This is a genomic window from Chondromyces apiculatus DSM 436 (assembly GCF_000601485.1).
GTDB lineage: Bacteria > Myxococcota_A > Polyangia > Polyangiales > Polyangiaceae > Chondromyces > Chondromyces apiculatus.
Genome location: NZ_ASRX01000051.1, coordinates 33,619 through 48,901, shown reverse-complemented (window position 1 = coordinate 48,901; position 15,283 = coordinate 33,619). Strand labels below are relative to the sequence as shown.

At 70.8% G+C, this 15,283-nt stretch carries 11 protein-coding genes; 7 read left to right on the top strand and 4 right to left on the bottom strand.

What is annotated here, in order from left to right; genetic code table 11:
- Positions 1-125 precede the first annotated feature (125 nt).
- From CAP_RS28150 to CAP_RS28140, 3 genes are read left to right on the top strand one after another with little or no spacing between them, the layout of a single operon-like run.
- Complete coding sequence (locus CAP_RS28150) at positions 126-1,070, top strand: efflux RND transporter periplasmic adaptor subunit (RefSeq protein ID WP_156041204.1); 945 nt, start codon at positions 126-128, stop codon at positions 1,068-1,070.
- Positions 1,071-1,080: 10 nt separating this feature from the next.
- On the top strand, positions 1,081-2,034 hold the full coding sequence (locus tag CAP_RS28145) for an efflux RND transporter periplasmic adaptor subunit (protein WP_044246677.1): 954 nt from the start codon (positions 1,081-1,083) through the stop codon (positions 2,032-2,034).
- Positions 2,027-4,249: a peptidase domain-containing ABC transporter gene (locus CAP_RS28140; protein WP_044246675.1), complete on the top strand. Its 2,223-nt coding sequence runs from the start codon at positions 2,027-2,029 to the stop codon at positions 4,247-4,249. The genes CAP_RS28145 and CAP_RS28140 overlap by 8 nt, the downstream gene beginning before the upstream one ends.
- 64 nt (positions 4,250-4,313) lie before the next feature.
- On the opposite strand, the gene CAP_RS28135 is transcribed toward CAP_RS28140, so the two are convergent.
- From CAP_RS28135 to CAP_RS28125, 3 genes are all read right to left on the bottom strand, one after another.
- Positions 4,314-5,921: a M20/M25/M40 family metallo-hydrolase gene (locus CAP_RS28135; protein ID WP_052376157.1), complete on the bottom strand. Its 1,608-nt coding sequence runs from the start codon at positions 5,919-5,921 to the stop codon at positions 4,314-4,316.
- A gap of 99 nt (positions 5,922-6,020) precedes the next feature.
- Positions 6,021-6,680, bottom strand: a complete 660-nt coding sequence (locus CAP_RS28130) for a nitroreductase family protein (protein ID WP_044246673.1) — start codon at positions 6,678-6,680, stop codon at positions 6,021-6,023.
- Between the two features lie 84 nt (positions 6,681-6,764).
- The gene (locus tag CAP_RS28125) at positions 6,765-7,226 is read right to left on the bottom strand and encodes a DoxX family protein (protein WP_044246671.1); all 462 of its coding nucleotides are present in this window, start codon (positions 7,224-7,226) and stop codon (positions 6,765-6,767) included.
- Between the two features lie 76 nt (positions 7,227-7,302).
- Here CAP_RS28125 and CAP_RS28120 point away from each other — a divergent pair, with 76 nt between their 5' ends.
- Positions 7,303-8,349 (top strand): LysR family transcriptional regulator, encoded by a 1,047-nt coding sequence (locus CAP_RS28120; RefSeq protein ID WP_044246668.1) that lies wholly within the window; start codon positions 7,303-7,305, stop codon positions 8,347-8,349.
- Positions 8,350-8,358: 9 nt separating this feature from the next.
- On the opposite strand, the gene CAP_RS28115 is transcribed toward CAP_RS28120, so the two are convergent.
- On the bottom strand, positions 8,359-9,393 hold the full coding sequence (locus CAP_RS28115; protein ID WP_052376155.1) for an NADP-dependent oxidoreductase: 1,035 nt from the start codon (positions 9,391-9,393) through the stop codon (positions 8,359-8,361).
- 70 nt (positions 9,394-9,463) lie between these two features.
- On the opposite strand from CAP_RS28115, the gene CAP_RS28110 reads away from it, so the two are divergent.
- The 3 genes from CAP_RS28110 to CAP_RS52635 all read left to right on the top strand — a co-directional run bounded on the left by CAP_RS28110 (position 9,464) and on the right by CAP_RS52635 (position 15,276).
- A complete protein-coding gene (locus tag CAP_RS28110; protein WP_044246665.1) occupies positions 9,464-10,654 on the top strand; it encodes an acyl-CoA dehydrogenase family protein in 1,191 nt (396 codons plus the stop codon).
- A gap of 383 nt (positions 10,655-11,037) precedes the next feature.
- A complete protein-coding gene (locus CAP_RS28105; protein ID WP_052376153.1) occupies positions 11,038-12,240 on the top strand; it encodes an acyl-CoA dehydrogenase family protein in 1,203 nt (400 codons plus the stop codon).
- 69 nt (positions 12,241-12,309) lie between these two features.
- Positions 12,310-15,276: a radical SAM protein gene (locus CAP_RS52635; RefSeq protein WP_197041389.1), complete on the top strand. Its 2,967-nt coding sequence runs from the start codon at positions 12,310-12,312 to the stop codon at positions 15,274-15,276.
- Positions 15,277-15,283: the final 7 nt, after the last annotated feature.

Sequence of the window (15,283 nt, the reverse complement as noted above, 5' to 3'; positions counted from 1 at the left end):
CAAGCGCTTGATCGAAACATCAAAGGGGGGGCTGATCATTCGAGACAGGGTCGGCGCGAGGGCCCGGAGGCGGCGCGATCGGAACTGGCCGCGGTGTGGCGCGCGACGTGCATAGAGGGTCTTCCGTGGCAACCCTACGAACCCTTCTCCCCCGTCCGGTGGCGATGTCCGCCGGGGTCCTCCTCCTCTCGATGGCTGGATCGGTGGCGCTCGCCGCGATCGGCAAAGAAGAGGCGCCGGTCAGGGCGTCGGAAGGTTCGGCGCTCGCGCCCCCGGCGGTGAAGATTGCCGAGGAGGCGCGCCCCCGGGCGTCCGAGGAGGGGCTCCTCGGGGTGGTGCTGGCGCGGGCTTCGGTGGATGTCGTCGCGCCGGCATCGGGGAAGCTCAGCGCCGTTGACGTGCGGCTCGGGGACAAGGTGTCGGCCGGCGGCAGGGTGGCGCTGCTCGACCTGCCCAGCTCGCGCCTGGAGCTGACGGTGGCCGACGCCTCGGCGCGGGAGGTCGAGGTGGAACTCGATCGGGCCCGGGTGCAGCTCGCGGAGGCCGAGGAGAAGCTCGCGCGCAAGCAGTCGCTGCGGGCGGAGTCGCTCGCGTCGGGCGAAGACCTGATGACAGCCACCTACCAGGTGAAGCTCGCGCGGGTGCAGGTGGAGGCGATGGAGGCGCGGCTCAAGCAGCACCGGGGCAAGGTGGGGATGCTCCAGCACGCGAACGCGGAGGCCGAGCTCCGGGCGTCGTTCGAGGGGATCGTGGCGGCGCGGTACGTGGACCCGGGGGCGCGCGTGGAGGCAGGGCAGCCGATCATGCGCCTGATCGCGGCGAGCGAGAGGTTCGTGCGCTTCGCGGTGCCGGAGGACAAGGTGTCGGAGATCGGGGTGGGCCTCCCGGTGCGGGTGCTCGCCGGGCGGCTGGAGCTGATGGGGCGCGTCGAGAAGATCTCTCCGGAGATCGATCCGGCCTCGCGCATGGTGATCGTCGAGGCAGGGCTCGAGCAGGTGGCGAGCGCGCTGGATGGCGTGCTCTCCGGTGAAATCGCGCGGGTGTTGCTGCCGGAACCTTCGCAGAAGTAAAAGCGATGCCATGACCGAAGGTCGTGGCAGCCTGTTCCGTGAAGAGGCCGTCAAGCATGCGGCGGCCATGCGTGGGGGGGGCGACGGGGACATCCTGCGGCTCTCGCCAGCCTGGACGCGCTGGGCCTACTGGGTGCTGGTGGCGGCCTTCGGGCTGGGCACGCTGTTTATGATGACCGGGACCGTGCACGAGTACGCTGCGGGGCCCGCGGTGATCTGGGTCGCGGGGAGGACCTCGCTGACGGCCACGGCCTCGGGGACCGTGGAGACGGTGGAGGTGCAGCCCGGCCAGCAGGTGGAGGCCGGCGCGGTGCTGATGCGCTTCCACGCGGAGCGGGAGATCGCCGAGCTCGAACAGATCCAGCGCGAGTTCGATCTGCAGCTCGCGAAGTCGCTGCGCGATCCGCTGGACCAGGCCTCCAAGCAGACCTTGACCGCGCTGCGGACGCAGCGGGATCTGGCGCAGTCGCGGATCGAGCAGCTCGCGGTGCGGGCTCCGAAGGCGGGCGTGATCGGCGACGTCCGGATCAGGTCGGGCCAGCTCCTCAGCCAGGGCGACGTGGTGCTGACGATGCTGGGGCAGGGGGCGCGGACCTCCATCGTCTCGATGCTCCCTGCCCATTTCAGGCCGCAGCTCCGCCCGGGGATGTCCCTGAGGTTCGAGCCGACCGGTTATCGCTATGCCTATCAGGACATGATGATCGAATCGGTGAGCACGCAGATCATCGGTCCCAACGAGGTGCAGCGATACCTGGGGCAGGAGATCGCCGACACGATCAAGGTGGAGGGGCCGGTGGTGCTGGTGGAAGCGCGGCCCAGCGCGCCGACCTTCGAGGTGGACGGGGTGCGCTTCGAGATGCACCACGGGATGAACGGCACGGCGGAGGCGCGGGTCCGCTCGGAGACCATCCTGTTGACGCTCTTGCCCGGTCTCCGTGCGGTGCTGGAGGTGCTGCGTGCCTGAGGGGAAGTCGAAGCGATTGACGGAGCGGTTCCCCGCGCTGTGGAAGCTCGGCAGGGGGCGGGATCAGATCCCCTTCGTCCAGCAGCTCTCCGGCACGGAGTGCGGGGTCGCCTGCCTCGCCATGGTGCTGGGCTACCACGGCAAGGAGCTGAGCCGCGAGGAGGTGCGGGACGTCCTCTCGGCCGGCCGTGACGGGACCAGCGCGCGGGACATCCTCAAGGCCGGGGGCCATTACGGCCTGCGTGGCCGCGGCGTGAAGGTCAAGCTCGACAACCTCCAGTTCCTGACCCGCGGGACCATTCTGCACTGGGAGATGAACCATTTCGTGGTCTTCGACCGGCTCCTCCCCGGCGGCGCCATCGAGATCATGGACCCGGCCATCGGGCGGCGGCGGATCGGTGCGGAGGAGGTGAACCGCGCCTTCACGGGCGTCGCGCTGCTCTTCGAGCCCACCGATCGCTTCGAGCGCCGCGGGGCGCAGACCACCACGAACACCCGCGTCGGGCGGCTCCTCTGGCAGAGCGGGGAGTGGGGGCGGGTGATCACCACGTCGGTGTTCCTGCAGGCGCTGCTGCTCGGCTTGCCGCTGCTCACGGGGGTGATCGTCGACCGGGTGATCCCCCGCGGCGACGAGCACCTGCTGCTGATGCTCTCCATCGGGCTCGGCCTGGTGATCGTGTTCTACATGCTGGCCTCGATGGTGCGCGCGCACCTCTTGCTCCACGTGCGGACCCTGGTCGACGCCCGCATGACCCTCGGCTTCCTCGACCGGCTCCTCGCCCTCCCCTTCGGGTTCTTCCAGCGGCGATCGGCCGGCGATCTGATGATGCGCCTGAACAGCAACGTGATGATCCGCCAGATCCTCACGACCGGCGTGCTGTCGGCGATCCTGGATGGGGGGCTGATGCTGACCTACCTCGCGCTGCTGATGGTGGGCAGCGCGCAGATGGGCGGCGTCGTGCTCGCGGCCGGGGTGCTGCAGGTGATCGTGTTCCTCGCCACGCGCGGCAAGCGGCGGGACATCAACACCCAGATGCTCACCCGGCAGGCGCGCTCGCAGAGCTATCAGGTGGAGATGTTCTCCGGCATCGAGACGCTGAAGGCCATGGGCGTCGAGGAGCGCGCGGAGGAGCAGTGGTCGAACCTGTTCGTCGACGTGCTCAACGCCTCCATCGAGGAGGGGCGCCTCGCCGCCGTGCTGGAGGCGGTGAACACCACCTTGCGCATGGGCGCGCCGCTCGTGGTGCTGGGCGTGGGGACCATGCAGGTGCTCGCCGGCGAGCTGACCCTGGGGAACATGCTGGCGCTGAACACCTTCGCGATCGGGGTGTTCGCGCCGCTCGCCAACCTGGTGCTGCTTGCGGGGCAGATCCAGCTCCTCGGCAGCTACGTGGAGCGCCTCAACGACGTCGAGGCGACGCCCCCCGAGCAGGACGAGGACCGGGTGCGGTCCGCGGGGAAGCTGCGGGGGCAGATCGAGCTCGACGGCGTGAGCTTCAGCTACGGGCCGCTGGATCCGGTGGTGGTCCGCGATGTGTCCGTGAAGATCGCGCCGGGCGAGATGGTCGCCATCGTGGGGCGCTCCGGCTCTGGCAAGTCGTCGCTGGCGAGCCTGCTCCTCGGGCTTCATCGCCCCACCTCGGGGCGCGTGCTCTACGACGGGATGAACCTCGCCGATCTCGATCTGCGCAGCGTCCGCACCCAGCTCGGCATCGTGACCCAGCGGTCCACGCTCTTCGGCTCCAGCATCCGCGCCAACATCTTGCTCGCCTCCCCGGAGGCCACCCCCGAGGAGATCGTGGAGGCGACCCGGGCGGCCCAGATCCACGACGAGATCGTGCGCATGCCGATGGGTTACGAGACGCTGCTCCTCGACGGGGGAGGGTCGCTCTCGGGAGGGCAGCGTCAACGGGTCGCGCTGGCGCGGGCCCTGGTGCGCAGGCCCGCGATCATGCTCCTCGACGAGGCGACGAGCGCGCTCGATACGATCACCGAGCGCAAGGTGCAGGACGAGCTGGATCGCCTCCGCTGCACGCGGGTGGTGATCGCCCACCGGCTCAGCACCATCATGAGGGCGACCCGGATCCTGGTGATGGAGGAGGGGCGGCTCGTCGAGCAGGGCTCGCACGCCGAGCTGATGGCGAACGGCGCCCTCTACGCGGAGCTGGTGAAGACGCAGACCGACGGGAACGCCGACCTGTCCGCCGCGGCGTAGGCGGCGTAGGCGGCATAGCAGAGAGGCGGGTCAGCGGCAGGGGCGCGGGTCCCCTCGTGGAGACTCAGGGCGCGTAGCGGGTGACCGTCAGCGTGTAATTCGCGCTGCTGTAGCCGCGGATCATCACGTACGCCGAGGAGTTCGAGGCGGGGGAGGTGAGGGCGCAGGTCTCGTTGGTGCCGTTCTGGTAGGGCCGGCAGGTGTACGCGCTGGTGGTCGGCGGGGCGCCGAAGCGGACGTAGAGGTCGGCGTCGCCCGTGCCGGTGAGGGCGGCGGTGATGCTGGTGCCGGGGAGGGTCGGGAAGGGGCCGTACTGCACGCTCTGGCCCTGGGCCACGGTCCCGGTATGGGTCGTGGTGGTGGGCGTCGGCATGGTGGGCGGGTCCTCGCCGTCGTCGCTGTAGTCGAGGGCGCCCTTCGCGAGTTCGGCCATGTACGCGGCGCCCAGCTTGGCGAACTTGAGGGCGTGGTTGGCGTTGCCGCCGCTCTGGGCGAGGGTGTCGGCCCCGGAGTGGATGTGGGGGTTGGACTGAGCGAGGCTCGACTCGAAAGGGATGGAGGCGACGAAGCCGCGGTTGTGCCAGGAGGCGTGGTCGGAGCACCCGTAGCCGCAGGAGGTGTCGAGCGTGGTGTAGGAGGTGTACGTGGTGATGAGGTTGCGGAGGAACTGGTTCTGCGCGGCGTTCGTGTAGTCGGTGACCAGCGCGATGTCCTTGGTGGACCCCTTGTAGTTGGTCATGTCGAGCTGGAGGACGCCGACCACGTTGACGCCCTGGGTCTTGTAGGCGGCGGCGATGTCGCCCGAGCCGCGGAGGCCGACCTCCTCGGCGGCGTAGCCGATGAACTTGACGGTGCGGTCGGGCTTGAAGCCGCTCGACAGGGCGACGCGGGCGATCTCGGTGATGGTGGCGATGCCGGAGGCGTCGTCGTCGGCGCCGGGAGACGGAGAGAGCGGGCTGCCCGACGTGGTGGTGGAGTCGAGGTGGGCGCCGAGGACGATGACCTCGCCAGGGACGCTGTCGCCAGGGATGGTGAGGATGACGGAGGGCTGGGGGTAGCCAGTGTGCTGGTACGTCTCGACGGTGGCGTCGGGGCGGCCCGAGGTGAGCTGCTGCCAGCGGTCCCGGAGCCAGTGCGCCGCGTCCACGCCGCTCTGGGTGGTGTAGTAGCGGGTGCTGTAGCTGGAGAGGGTGTTGATGGTGCTGCGGATCTGGGGCTCCTGGACCGCGGAGAGCAGCGCGTTCACCACCGAGGCGTTGTTCAGGGTGTAGCTGACGAGGGAGCTTTCGGCGGCCTGCTTGCGCACCGACGTCTCCAGGGCGCCCGCCGCGTCGTCGAAGGAGGCGTGGACCATGTAGCCGCCGCAGCGGTGGAGGTGGTCGTGCATGACGCGGGTGAGGGCGGGGAGCTGAGAGGTGGCGACGCGGAGGACGGTGGCTTCCCCGGTGGTGTCGTAGGTCTCCAGCTCGCCAGGGAGGTCACCCCGGGCCATGGCTTCGTGGATCACCTCGATGGCGTCGGTGCCGATGGTGATCCAGGCATGGGCGGCGTCGGTCTCGCCCGAGGGGAAGGTGTCTTCCAGGGAGCCGCGGGACGGATCGTCGGAGGCGGTCTCGTGGGTACACGCTCCCAGGAGAGCGCCGAATGCGAGCAGAATGGCTGTGGCTTTCATCAACACCTCGGTGCGGTCGCCGTGAGGGCCGGCAAGCTACCGGGATGGATTGGGCACAGCAAAGTTCACGGCGCGTGCAACCGTGGGTGCGGCCCTTGATCAGGCGGGTCTGGCCTCGCGGAGGATGCGGGGGAGGGGGTGGCGGTGCGCGGTGTACCCCTCCTCGTCGGCGACACCGAGGGCGATGACGGCAGCGACGGCCGCGTGCTCGGGGAGGCCGAGCACGGCCTTGACCTCGGCCGGGACGAATCCGCCCATGATCGAGGTGGCGTACCCGAGAGACTGCGCGGCGAGCGAGAGGTAGCCGACGGCGATGAAGGTCTGCGCGGTGCCGAAGGCGTCGAGATCGGCGTCGCTCTTCGGGCCGAGGAAGCCGCGGATGCTGGTCAGCATCTGCTCGCGCGGGGGGCCCTGGAGGCCGGGGTGGACCACCTCGTCGAGGGTGGCCAGGGTGTCGCGCATGTCGCTGTAGGCGACGATGGCGACGGGCGCGGCGTCGACCTGCGCCTGGTTGTAGGAGGCCGCGCGCAGCGCCGACTTGAGGGCAGGATCGCGCACGAACACGAAGCGCCAGGGCTGGGTGTTGGCCGAGGAAGGGGCGTGGCTCGTCAGCGCGAAGATCCGTTCGAGATCGGCGTCGGGGACCGGGACGGGCTTGTACTTGCGGATCGAGCGGCGGGCCTCGATGGCCTGGGAGACGGAGAGGGATGCAGCCTCGGGGGCATGCGCAGGGGAGAGGGAACCGTCGGGGGGGCTCATGGTCGTCTGTGCTCCTCGATCAGGGCGTGTGGGACTGGTTGAAGGTCGGAGGTTGCGGTGTTGCGGGGGGGCCGGGGCCACCGCTCAGGTGGCGAGGGAGGCTTCCGGGGAGACGGGGTGCGACGAGGGGCTCCTGGCGGCGTCCTTCGCGCTGGCCTTCAAGGTGCGGCTCTCGGGCCGGAGGGCCCACGAGGCGGCGACGATGCCGAGGAGCACGAGCGGGGTGAGGATCTTGGCAGCGCCATCGTTCACCGCCGCATGCGAGACGGCGGCGCCGGTGAGGTCGAAGAACATGCCGGCATAGGCCCACTCCTTGAGGCGGGGGAAGCCGGGGGCGAGGATGGCGACGGCGCCGAGAAGCTTCCAGACGCCGAGGATGGTGGTGAGGTAGGGGGGGTAGCCGAGGTGCGCCATCGAGGCGAGCATGTCGGGGGTGGCTGCGAGATCGGCGGCGCCGCCCGCGAGGAAGGCGAAGGCGGCGAGCCCGGTGGCGATCCAGTAACCGACGCGCTTCGTCTTCGTCGAACCCTGCGTGGTGGTCTTCATGCATTCAGTTGTAGGGCGCGGATGAAGATGGGACAATGCGTCAACAACGGGCATCATCTGACAGGATTTGATCCAGATGAACGAACCGGTCGAGACGGCGGAGATGCTGGCCTTCTGCAAGACGGTGGCGTCGGAGTCGCTCTCGCGGGCGGCCGTGGAGCTCGGGGTGCCCCGGGCGACGATCAGCCGGCGTCTCGCCCGGCTGGAGGAGCGCCTCGGGGTGCGGCTGCTCCGGCGGACGACGCGGAGCCTCGCGCTCACCGACGCGGGGCAGGCGTTCTACCGGCACGCGCGGATGGTGCTCGACGCCGTGGCGAGCGCCGAGGAGAGCGTGCGGCGGGTGGACGAGGAGGTGCGGGGGGACCTGCGGATCTCCGGGCCGCCGAGGGCGCACGCGAGCTTCAGCGAGATGATCTGCGAGTTCGCGAAGCGGTATCCGCACGTGCGGGTGCAGCTCGAGCTCACGACACGGATCGTCGATCTGCGCCGGGACGGCTACGACGTGGCGCTCCGGGCGACGGGCGACATGGAGCCCGGGCTCGTGGCGCGGGTGCTGGCGCGGTTTCAGGGGATGGCGGTGGCGTCGCCGTCGTACCTGGCGGAGCACGGGGTGCCGCGGGTGGCGCGGGATCTGCGCAAGCACCGGTGCCTGCTGGGGTTCGTGCGGGGAGAGCTGCCGCAGACGCACTGGCCGCTGGCGAAGGGAGGGAAGCTGCACGTGGAGGGGTCGTTCCGTAGCAACGACGTCACGCTCCTCGGCGAAGCCGCGCTGCGGGGGCTGGGGATCGCCTTTCTGCCCGAGGTGCTGGCGGGACCGGAGATCCAGCGGGGGACGCTGGTGCACGTGCTGCCGGGCGTGATCGGGTCGACCATGCAGATCGCCGTGGTGTATCCCGAGCGCGAGTTCATGCCACCCCAGGTGCGGGCTTTTGTGGACGCAGTGGTGGCCTGGGCGCCGGGGAAGCTCGTGCCACTGGAGGGGGAAGAGCTGGGCGTGAGGAGCGAGCCCTGCGGGAAGCAGGCGCCTTCCGGGAAGCAGGCGCCTTCCGGGAAGCAAGTGTCCGTGGCCCTGACGAAGGGCGGCGGTGCGGAGCGAACCCGGAAGGCGAAGCCGAGGCGGTGAGCAGAGGCGTCAGCGCGAGGGCGGGGCCACCCGCACCAGCGCGCGGCCAAAGTTCTCGCCGCGGAAGAGGCCAGAGAAGAGGCGGGGCGCAGCTTCCAGGCCCTCCTCGATGTGCTCGCGGTAGAGCAAGGTGCCGGCCTTGACCCGCTGCTTCAGGTCGGCGCGGGCCTCGTCGAAGCGCCTGGCGTAATCGTAGACCACGAATCCCTCCATGCGCAGGCGCTGGATGATGAAGCTCGTGGCGTTCCTGAGGCCATGGCGACGCTCGGGAGGGACGCCGTAATCGGCGACGAGCCCCGAGATCACGACGCGCCCGCCCCGCGCCATGATCGGGAGGGCGGCGTCGAGGACCAGGCCGCCCACGTTGTCGAGGAAGACGCTCGCGCCGCCCGGGCACGCGCTGCGGAGGGCGGCGGCGAGCTCGGGCTCCGTGCCGTGAGCGCGGTGATCGATGGCGGCGTCGAAGCCCAGCTCTTCGAGGAGGTAGCGGCACTTGGCAGGCCCCCCGGCGATGCCCACCACCCGCGCGCCCTCGGCCTTGGCGATCTGACCCGCGGCCGAGCCCACGGCGCCGGCGGCCGAGGATACGAGGACGGTGGCGCCAGGGTGCGGCTTGCCGAGCTCCAGGATGCCGAACCAGGCGGTGAGGCCAGGCAGGCCGAAGACGCCCAGCTCGGCAGCGAGCGGTGTGTCGTCGGCCGTCACTTTGCGCACTGCCTTCGCGGGGACGACGGCGATCTCCTGCCAGCCCCATCCACCTGCGACGAGGTCGCCAGGCGTGAAGCGCGCGTCTCCGGAGGCGATGACCTCACCCAGGGTCGCGCTGACGATGGGTTCTCCAAGCGGCTGTGGGGGAGCATAAGTGGTCGCGCCGTTCAGCCGCGCGAGCGCGCCGGGATCGACGGAAGCGTAGAGGGTCCTGACCTGGATCTCCTCGGTGCCTGGGTCGCGAACGCCCACGGTTTCCAGGCGGAAGTCTTCTTCCCGTGGCAGCTCCGGGATGTGCCTGGCGAGGACCCACTGGCGGCTGGTGCTGATGCTCATCCTGTCTCCTCGCCGTCTCGTACCACACGCATGCTGGCATGGGTGGCGCGGCGGCGGTTACCCTCGGGGGATGTCTTTTCTGCACGATGACTCGGGCCTGGACTCTCCTCGCGTGCACCCGGTGCTGGCCGCTGCGCGCCGGATCGCGCCGAAGGCCGCCGCGCTGTCTGCCGAGATCGAAGCTGCACGTCGGCTGCCGCGAGCGCTGGTGCGGGAGCTCGCCGAGGCGGGGCTGTTCCGGATGGTGGTGCCCGAAGCGCTCGGGGGCTTCGAGATGCACCCGCTCGCGGTGTACGAGGTGCTGGAGACGCTCTCCCGCGCCGACGGCTCCACTGGATGGTGTGTGGCGATCGGTGGTCTGACGGCGATGACCTCGGCGTGGATGCTGGAGGAGACGGCGCGGGAGATCTTCGGCAACCCGATGACGATCGTCGGCGGCGTGGCGGCACCCGCGGGGCAAGCGGAGGTGGTGCAGGGGGGCTACGAGCTGACGGGCCGGTGGTCCTGGGCGAGCGGGGGAGAGCACTGCAACTGGCTCCTCGCGGGGGCGGTGGTGACGGAGAACGGTGAGCCGCGCCTGGTGCGCGAGGGGGTGCCAGAGACGCGGATCTTCGTGGTGCCGCGGGAGGAGGCGGTGCTGCACGACACCTGGCACGCCGTGGGCCTGTGCGGTACCGGCAGCGGCGACATGGAGATCACCCGCGTGAGGGTCCCCGCGGCGAGGACGCTCTCGCTCACCGCACGTCCGCGCGTGGAGAGCACGCTGTACGCATTCCCGGCGCTCGGGCTGCTCGGCGTCGGGCTCCCGGCCATCGGGCTCGGGATCGCGCGGCGTGCGATCGACGAGCTGACTGCGCTCGCGCTCACGAAGAAGCTGATGCCGACAGGGCAAAGGCTCCTCGCCACGCGGTCCTCCGTGCAGGAGGCCGTCGCCGAGTCGGAGGCGGCGCTCCGGAGCGCGCGCGCGTTCGTCCTGGAAGCGGTGCAGGCGGTGTACGAGGCGGCAGAGAGGCGGGACGTCTCCCTGCGCCAGCGGGCGGAGCTGCGGCTGTCCTACACCCACGGGATGCAGACCGCAGCGCGGGTGGTGGATCGGATGTACGAGGCAGCGGGAGGGGCAGCCGTCTTCAGCGCCCACCCCCTGCAGCGATGCCTGCGCGACATCCACGTGGCGACGCAGCATGCGATGGCCGCGAGGCCCACACTTGAGCCGATCGGAGCGGTGCTCCTCGGCGTGGAGCCACAGACGCCGGCGCTTTGACCTCACCGAGCGCACCTCGCCCAGCGCACCTCACCGAGCGCACCTCGCCCAACGTACGACCCTCGGATGCGGGGCTGGCGCCTGCACAGGTCGACCTGCCATTCAAGCATCCAGAGACGGGGAATGGAGCGCAGTGCTCAGCGTCACATTCCCTGATTTCCCCGTCACCGGAATCGCTGCGCGGAGAACGTCCACGCTCTCCAGAAGGATTCCTTTCCCAGAAAAAGGCTCAAGATTACGTGGCAATGGCTCTTCCGACCGATCTAGTGATTGCGTTGGCACTGTCCCGATGGTGATTGCACTGTCACTGTTCCTTCGTCGAATCGTCTCCCCGGGCGCGGCCGCTCTGGCAATTGCAGGTCGGCAGTGCGTACCCTTCGAGGATGCCCTTCCCGCACGTTCACTTCACCGCGGAGGCTCCTCGTGAGCATCCGGTGCTTGCCGCTGCGCGACGGATTGCTCCCAAGGCGGCGGCGCTGTCCAACGAGATCGAGGCCGGCCGGCGATTGCCGACAGAGCTGACCAGGGAGCTCGCCGAGGCCGGGCTCTACCGGATGGTGATGCCGGCGGCGCTCGGAGGCTTCGAGCTGCACCCGCTCACGGTCATCGACGTGCTGGAGACACTCGCGCGCGCTGACGCGGCCACGGGGTGGTGCGTGATGACCGGCGCGCTGACCGCAATGACGGCGGCGTGGCTGCCGGACGAGGCCGCGAAGCACATCTTCGGCCGACCGGAGGTGATGACCTCGGGGGTCACGGCGCCCATGGGCCGCGCGGAGTTCGTCGGGGGGAGCTATTACCTCACGGGGTGGTGGCCTTCCGCGAGCGGCGGCGCGCATTGCCAGTGGCTGGCCGCGGGGGCGGTGGTGACCGAGAACGGCAGGCCGAAGATGATGCGGAAAGGCGTCGCGGAGATGCGGCTGTTCTTCGTGCCCCGTGAAGAGGTGATCCTGCACGAGACATGGCGGGCCTCGGGGCTGTGCGGCACGGGCGTGGGGAACATGGAGATCACCAACGTGCGCGTGCCGGCGGAGCGTAGCCTGTCGCTCACGACGCGCCCGCGCGTGCGCGGCCCCCTCTATGATTTCCCCTGTCTCGGGCTGCCCTCTGTGGGGGGTCCCGCGGTCGCGCTGGGGGTGGCGCGGCGCGCGCTCGACGAGCTGCTCGTCGCGGCGCACCAGGAGAGGAGGCTGCTCCTGGGGCAGAGGGCGCTGGCCAGGTGGTCTGCGCTGCAGGAGGCGGTCGTCGCGTGCGAGAGCGTGCTGCGCGGCGCTCGCGCCTACCTCCTCGAAGCCGCCCACGCAGCCCACGAGGCGGCGACGCGGCGGGAGGTGTCACTCCATCACCGGGCAGCGCTGCGGCTGTCCTGCACCCACGCGACCCAGAGCGCGGTGCGCATCGTGCGCGAACTCGTCGACGCGACGGGGGAGGTGGGAGGGGCGCGGGAGGACCTGCTGCAGCGCTGCCTGCGCGATGTGCAGGCGGTGTCGGAGCATGCAGCCTTCGTGAGGCCGACGGTCGAGCCCCCGGAGGACGTGCTGCCCGGGGTGCCCGCCGCGGAAAGGACACCGTTCGCGATGTCCTGAGGCATGGCGCCGTGTGCGCACGCCACGCCGTGGACATGCGTTCGCGAAGCCATGGTGTAGGATGCCGAGATGACTCGGTCCGGGAGCCAGGAAGCACCTGCCAGGGCGGTGCTGCTGCTGGACCTGCAGGCTCGCTCGGACGGCTTCATCGGCGAGCCGACGCTGGCTGCGCTCGCCGAGAGGCTGGCTGCGGGGGGGAGACGGGCGCGTGTGGTGCGCCTCGTGGGAGATCCGGGAGGCACTCCCGGGGACGCGGTGAAGCCAGCGCCGGCGTTTCTTGCAGCGATCTCCCAGGCCGTACGCGAGGCGGGAGCACCGGTGGTGGTGCTGTCCCGGGCCTGGGATCGGGCGCTCTTGGAGGCCGTGCGCGCAGGGCTCGCGGAGGGGGGCACGGTGGTGCGCCTCGCGCGAGGTGTGCGGGCAGCGCTCGATGAGGCCTTCGACCACGTGCTCGACGAAGAGGGGGTGCATGCCCTCTTGGCCGGCGAGGCGCCGGAAGAGGCGAGGTTCCGGAGGATCACGGCGGCCGACGCGCGCCGGAAGCTCACCGTGATGACGCCCGTCGCGACCGGGCGCGAGAACCCGGGCGAGAACACGGGCGCGATCGAGGTGCTCGGGGTACCCGCGCGGGCAACGATCTCCGGGCCCTCCGGGGGCTGTCCCTACCTGTCCGACGCGCGGCGGAACCCCCTCTTCGCCGCACTGTCGCTGGACCCGGAACAGGTGCAGACGCGCGGCTGCACCTTCTGCCTCGACAACACGGGCACGTACGTCGCCACGGACACGCAGACCGTGGTGGCGACATGGCTCGCGCAGCTCCGGGCGCTGCGGGCATCTCACGCGGTACAGCAGGCCTCGCCACCGGCTACGGCGGGCGGCGCGAGGCTCACCGTGCTGCTCACCGACGAGCGCCCGCACCCGCACCTGCCAGCGCTCTTCGAGGCCCTCCTCCGGGAGCCCGGCATCGGTCCGATCGAGCTGCTCTGGAAGAGCCGCGTGGACTGGCTGCTGGAGTTCGCAGAGTCGGCGATCGCGCCGGCCTGCGCGCTGGCCGAGCGGTCGGGGAGCCTGCTGCACCTGTACCTGGTGGGGTTCGAGAGCTTCGACAGGGAGGCGCTCGCGCTGTTCCACAAAGGGCACGGCCCCGAGGAGAGCGAGGCCGCGATCGGCGTGATGCGCGATCTCGGCGCCCGCTTCCCGCGGTCCTTTGCTTACCTGCCGCTGAGGACCCATGGCTTCCTGCTGTTCACGCCGTGGACCTCCCCCGAGTCGCTGCTGGAGAACGCGCGCTGGATGCGGCGGCTGCGCTTTCACGAGCTGCGGGCAGAGGCGCTCCAGACGCGCCTGCGGCTCTACCCGCGCACCCCGCTTCACCACCTGGCCGCGCGAGACGGGCTGCTCGTGGACGCCCTCGATGCAGGACGGGTCGATCGCGCGGTGGAGCAAGGCTACGACGCGAGCGCTGCGTGGCGCTTCAAGGACGGTCGGGTGGAGGCCATCTTCCAGGTCGCGCAGGCGGCCCGCGCGCTCGATGGTGATCGGGCGGTGCTCGACTCGGACATGATCGAGGTCGCCACGCGCCATGTCCTGCGCTGGCCAGGCCTCGCGCGCGTACCAGGCGACGCCTGGCTGCCGCTCCGCGCGGCGACCGAGACATGGGGGGCGCCGCTCGGCGTCCTGGTGGAGACGCTCGGGACAGAGGGGGCAGTGTTCGACCCCGAGATCGAAGCCATGGGCGTGACCAGCAAGCGAGCCGCCCTCAAGGAAGCGGTGTGGGCCGCAGATGCCGAGGGCCTCGCGCGTGCCTACAGGGCGATGGGGTTCTCGGCGGAGGTGGTCGGCTTCCACACGGTGGACCAGGCGAGCGGGGATCACGCGGCGATTCGCCCGGGGGCGGCGCCTCTGGAGCGCGCCGTGGTGGCGGTGGCCGTCGACGACACGACGCTCCTGGACGTGCTCCAGCAACTCCGGTCGATCGCCGACCGGAGCGCGCCAGAGAAGTGGGGTGCGGCGGTGCGCGCGATGGGGAGGCTCATGGGATACCCCTCGTGCTGCGTGGAGGTGTTCGTCAGGCGAACGGAGCAGCGCGACAATCAGGCCATGGAGCGCGCTCCCTACCTGCGGGTCCCAGGCGAGCCGCTCTCGCCGCTCCTCCACCGCACGGGGCTGCTCCGGTGGATCTCGCACCTGCCTTGCTCACCGGGGTGCGGCGCCTCGTCGGAGCGGGCAGGGCGGGTGCTCGCGCGGCTTGCGGAGATGAGCCCGGAGGCCGCGGTCCGTGCGAGGGCGGTGCTCTCCGAGGCGTCCCTGTTCCTCGACTACGAGCGCCACGCCCTCGTAGAAGGGAGCTTCGAGGGAGAGGTGTTCGTCTTGCGAGGGAGGCGCGCGTGGTCCGCGGGGCGAAGCCGGGCCTTCGCGGAGATGGTGGCGAAAGCGTCATGGGTGCGGCTCGCGCCGGACGGGGTGACGCTGGGAACTGCGGACGGGCGCGTGCAGCGTGTGGGAGCGAAGGGCCCGCTGCTGGTCGAGCCAGGTAAAGCGCTGGCGGCACCGGTGCTCGAGATCCTCGCCCGGAACGAGGCAGCCGAGGAGGCGGAGAGAACACATCGCTCGGGGAAGGCCGCTGGAGGTGTCAGAGAGAGAGGGGGGACGGCGCTGACACCGCTGCCGGCGTCGCTCCGGAGGGGTGTGCGTGTCGGTGCCCACGTCATCACCGCGATCGAGCAGGTCGGGCGCGGGTACACGATCTCCCTGGCGCGCGGGGCGGAGCGGCTCGCGGTGCGGGTGCGGCCCCACGTGGAGGGCGCGCCCTACGCGGTCCGGGTCGGCGCGTGGGCCGTGGATCTGGACGCGCCGGAGGACCTCACCGAGGGCGCGCGGGCGGCAGTAGGCGTCCTCGTGCGCGCCTTGCGGGTGAGGGCGGCGAGCGGTGCGAGGAACGCGGGTGATGCGGGCGACGCGGGCGACGCGGGCGACGCGGGCGACGCGGGCGACGCGGGCGACGCGGGCGACGCGGGCGACGCGGGCGACAGATGAGGGAAGG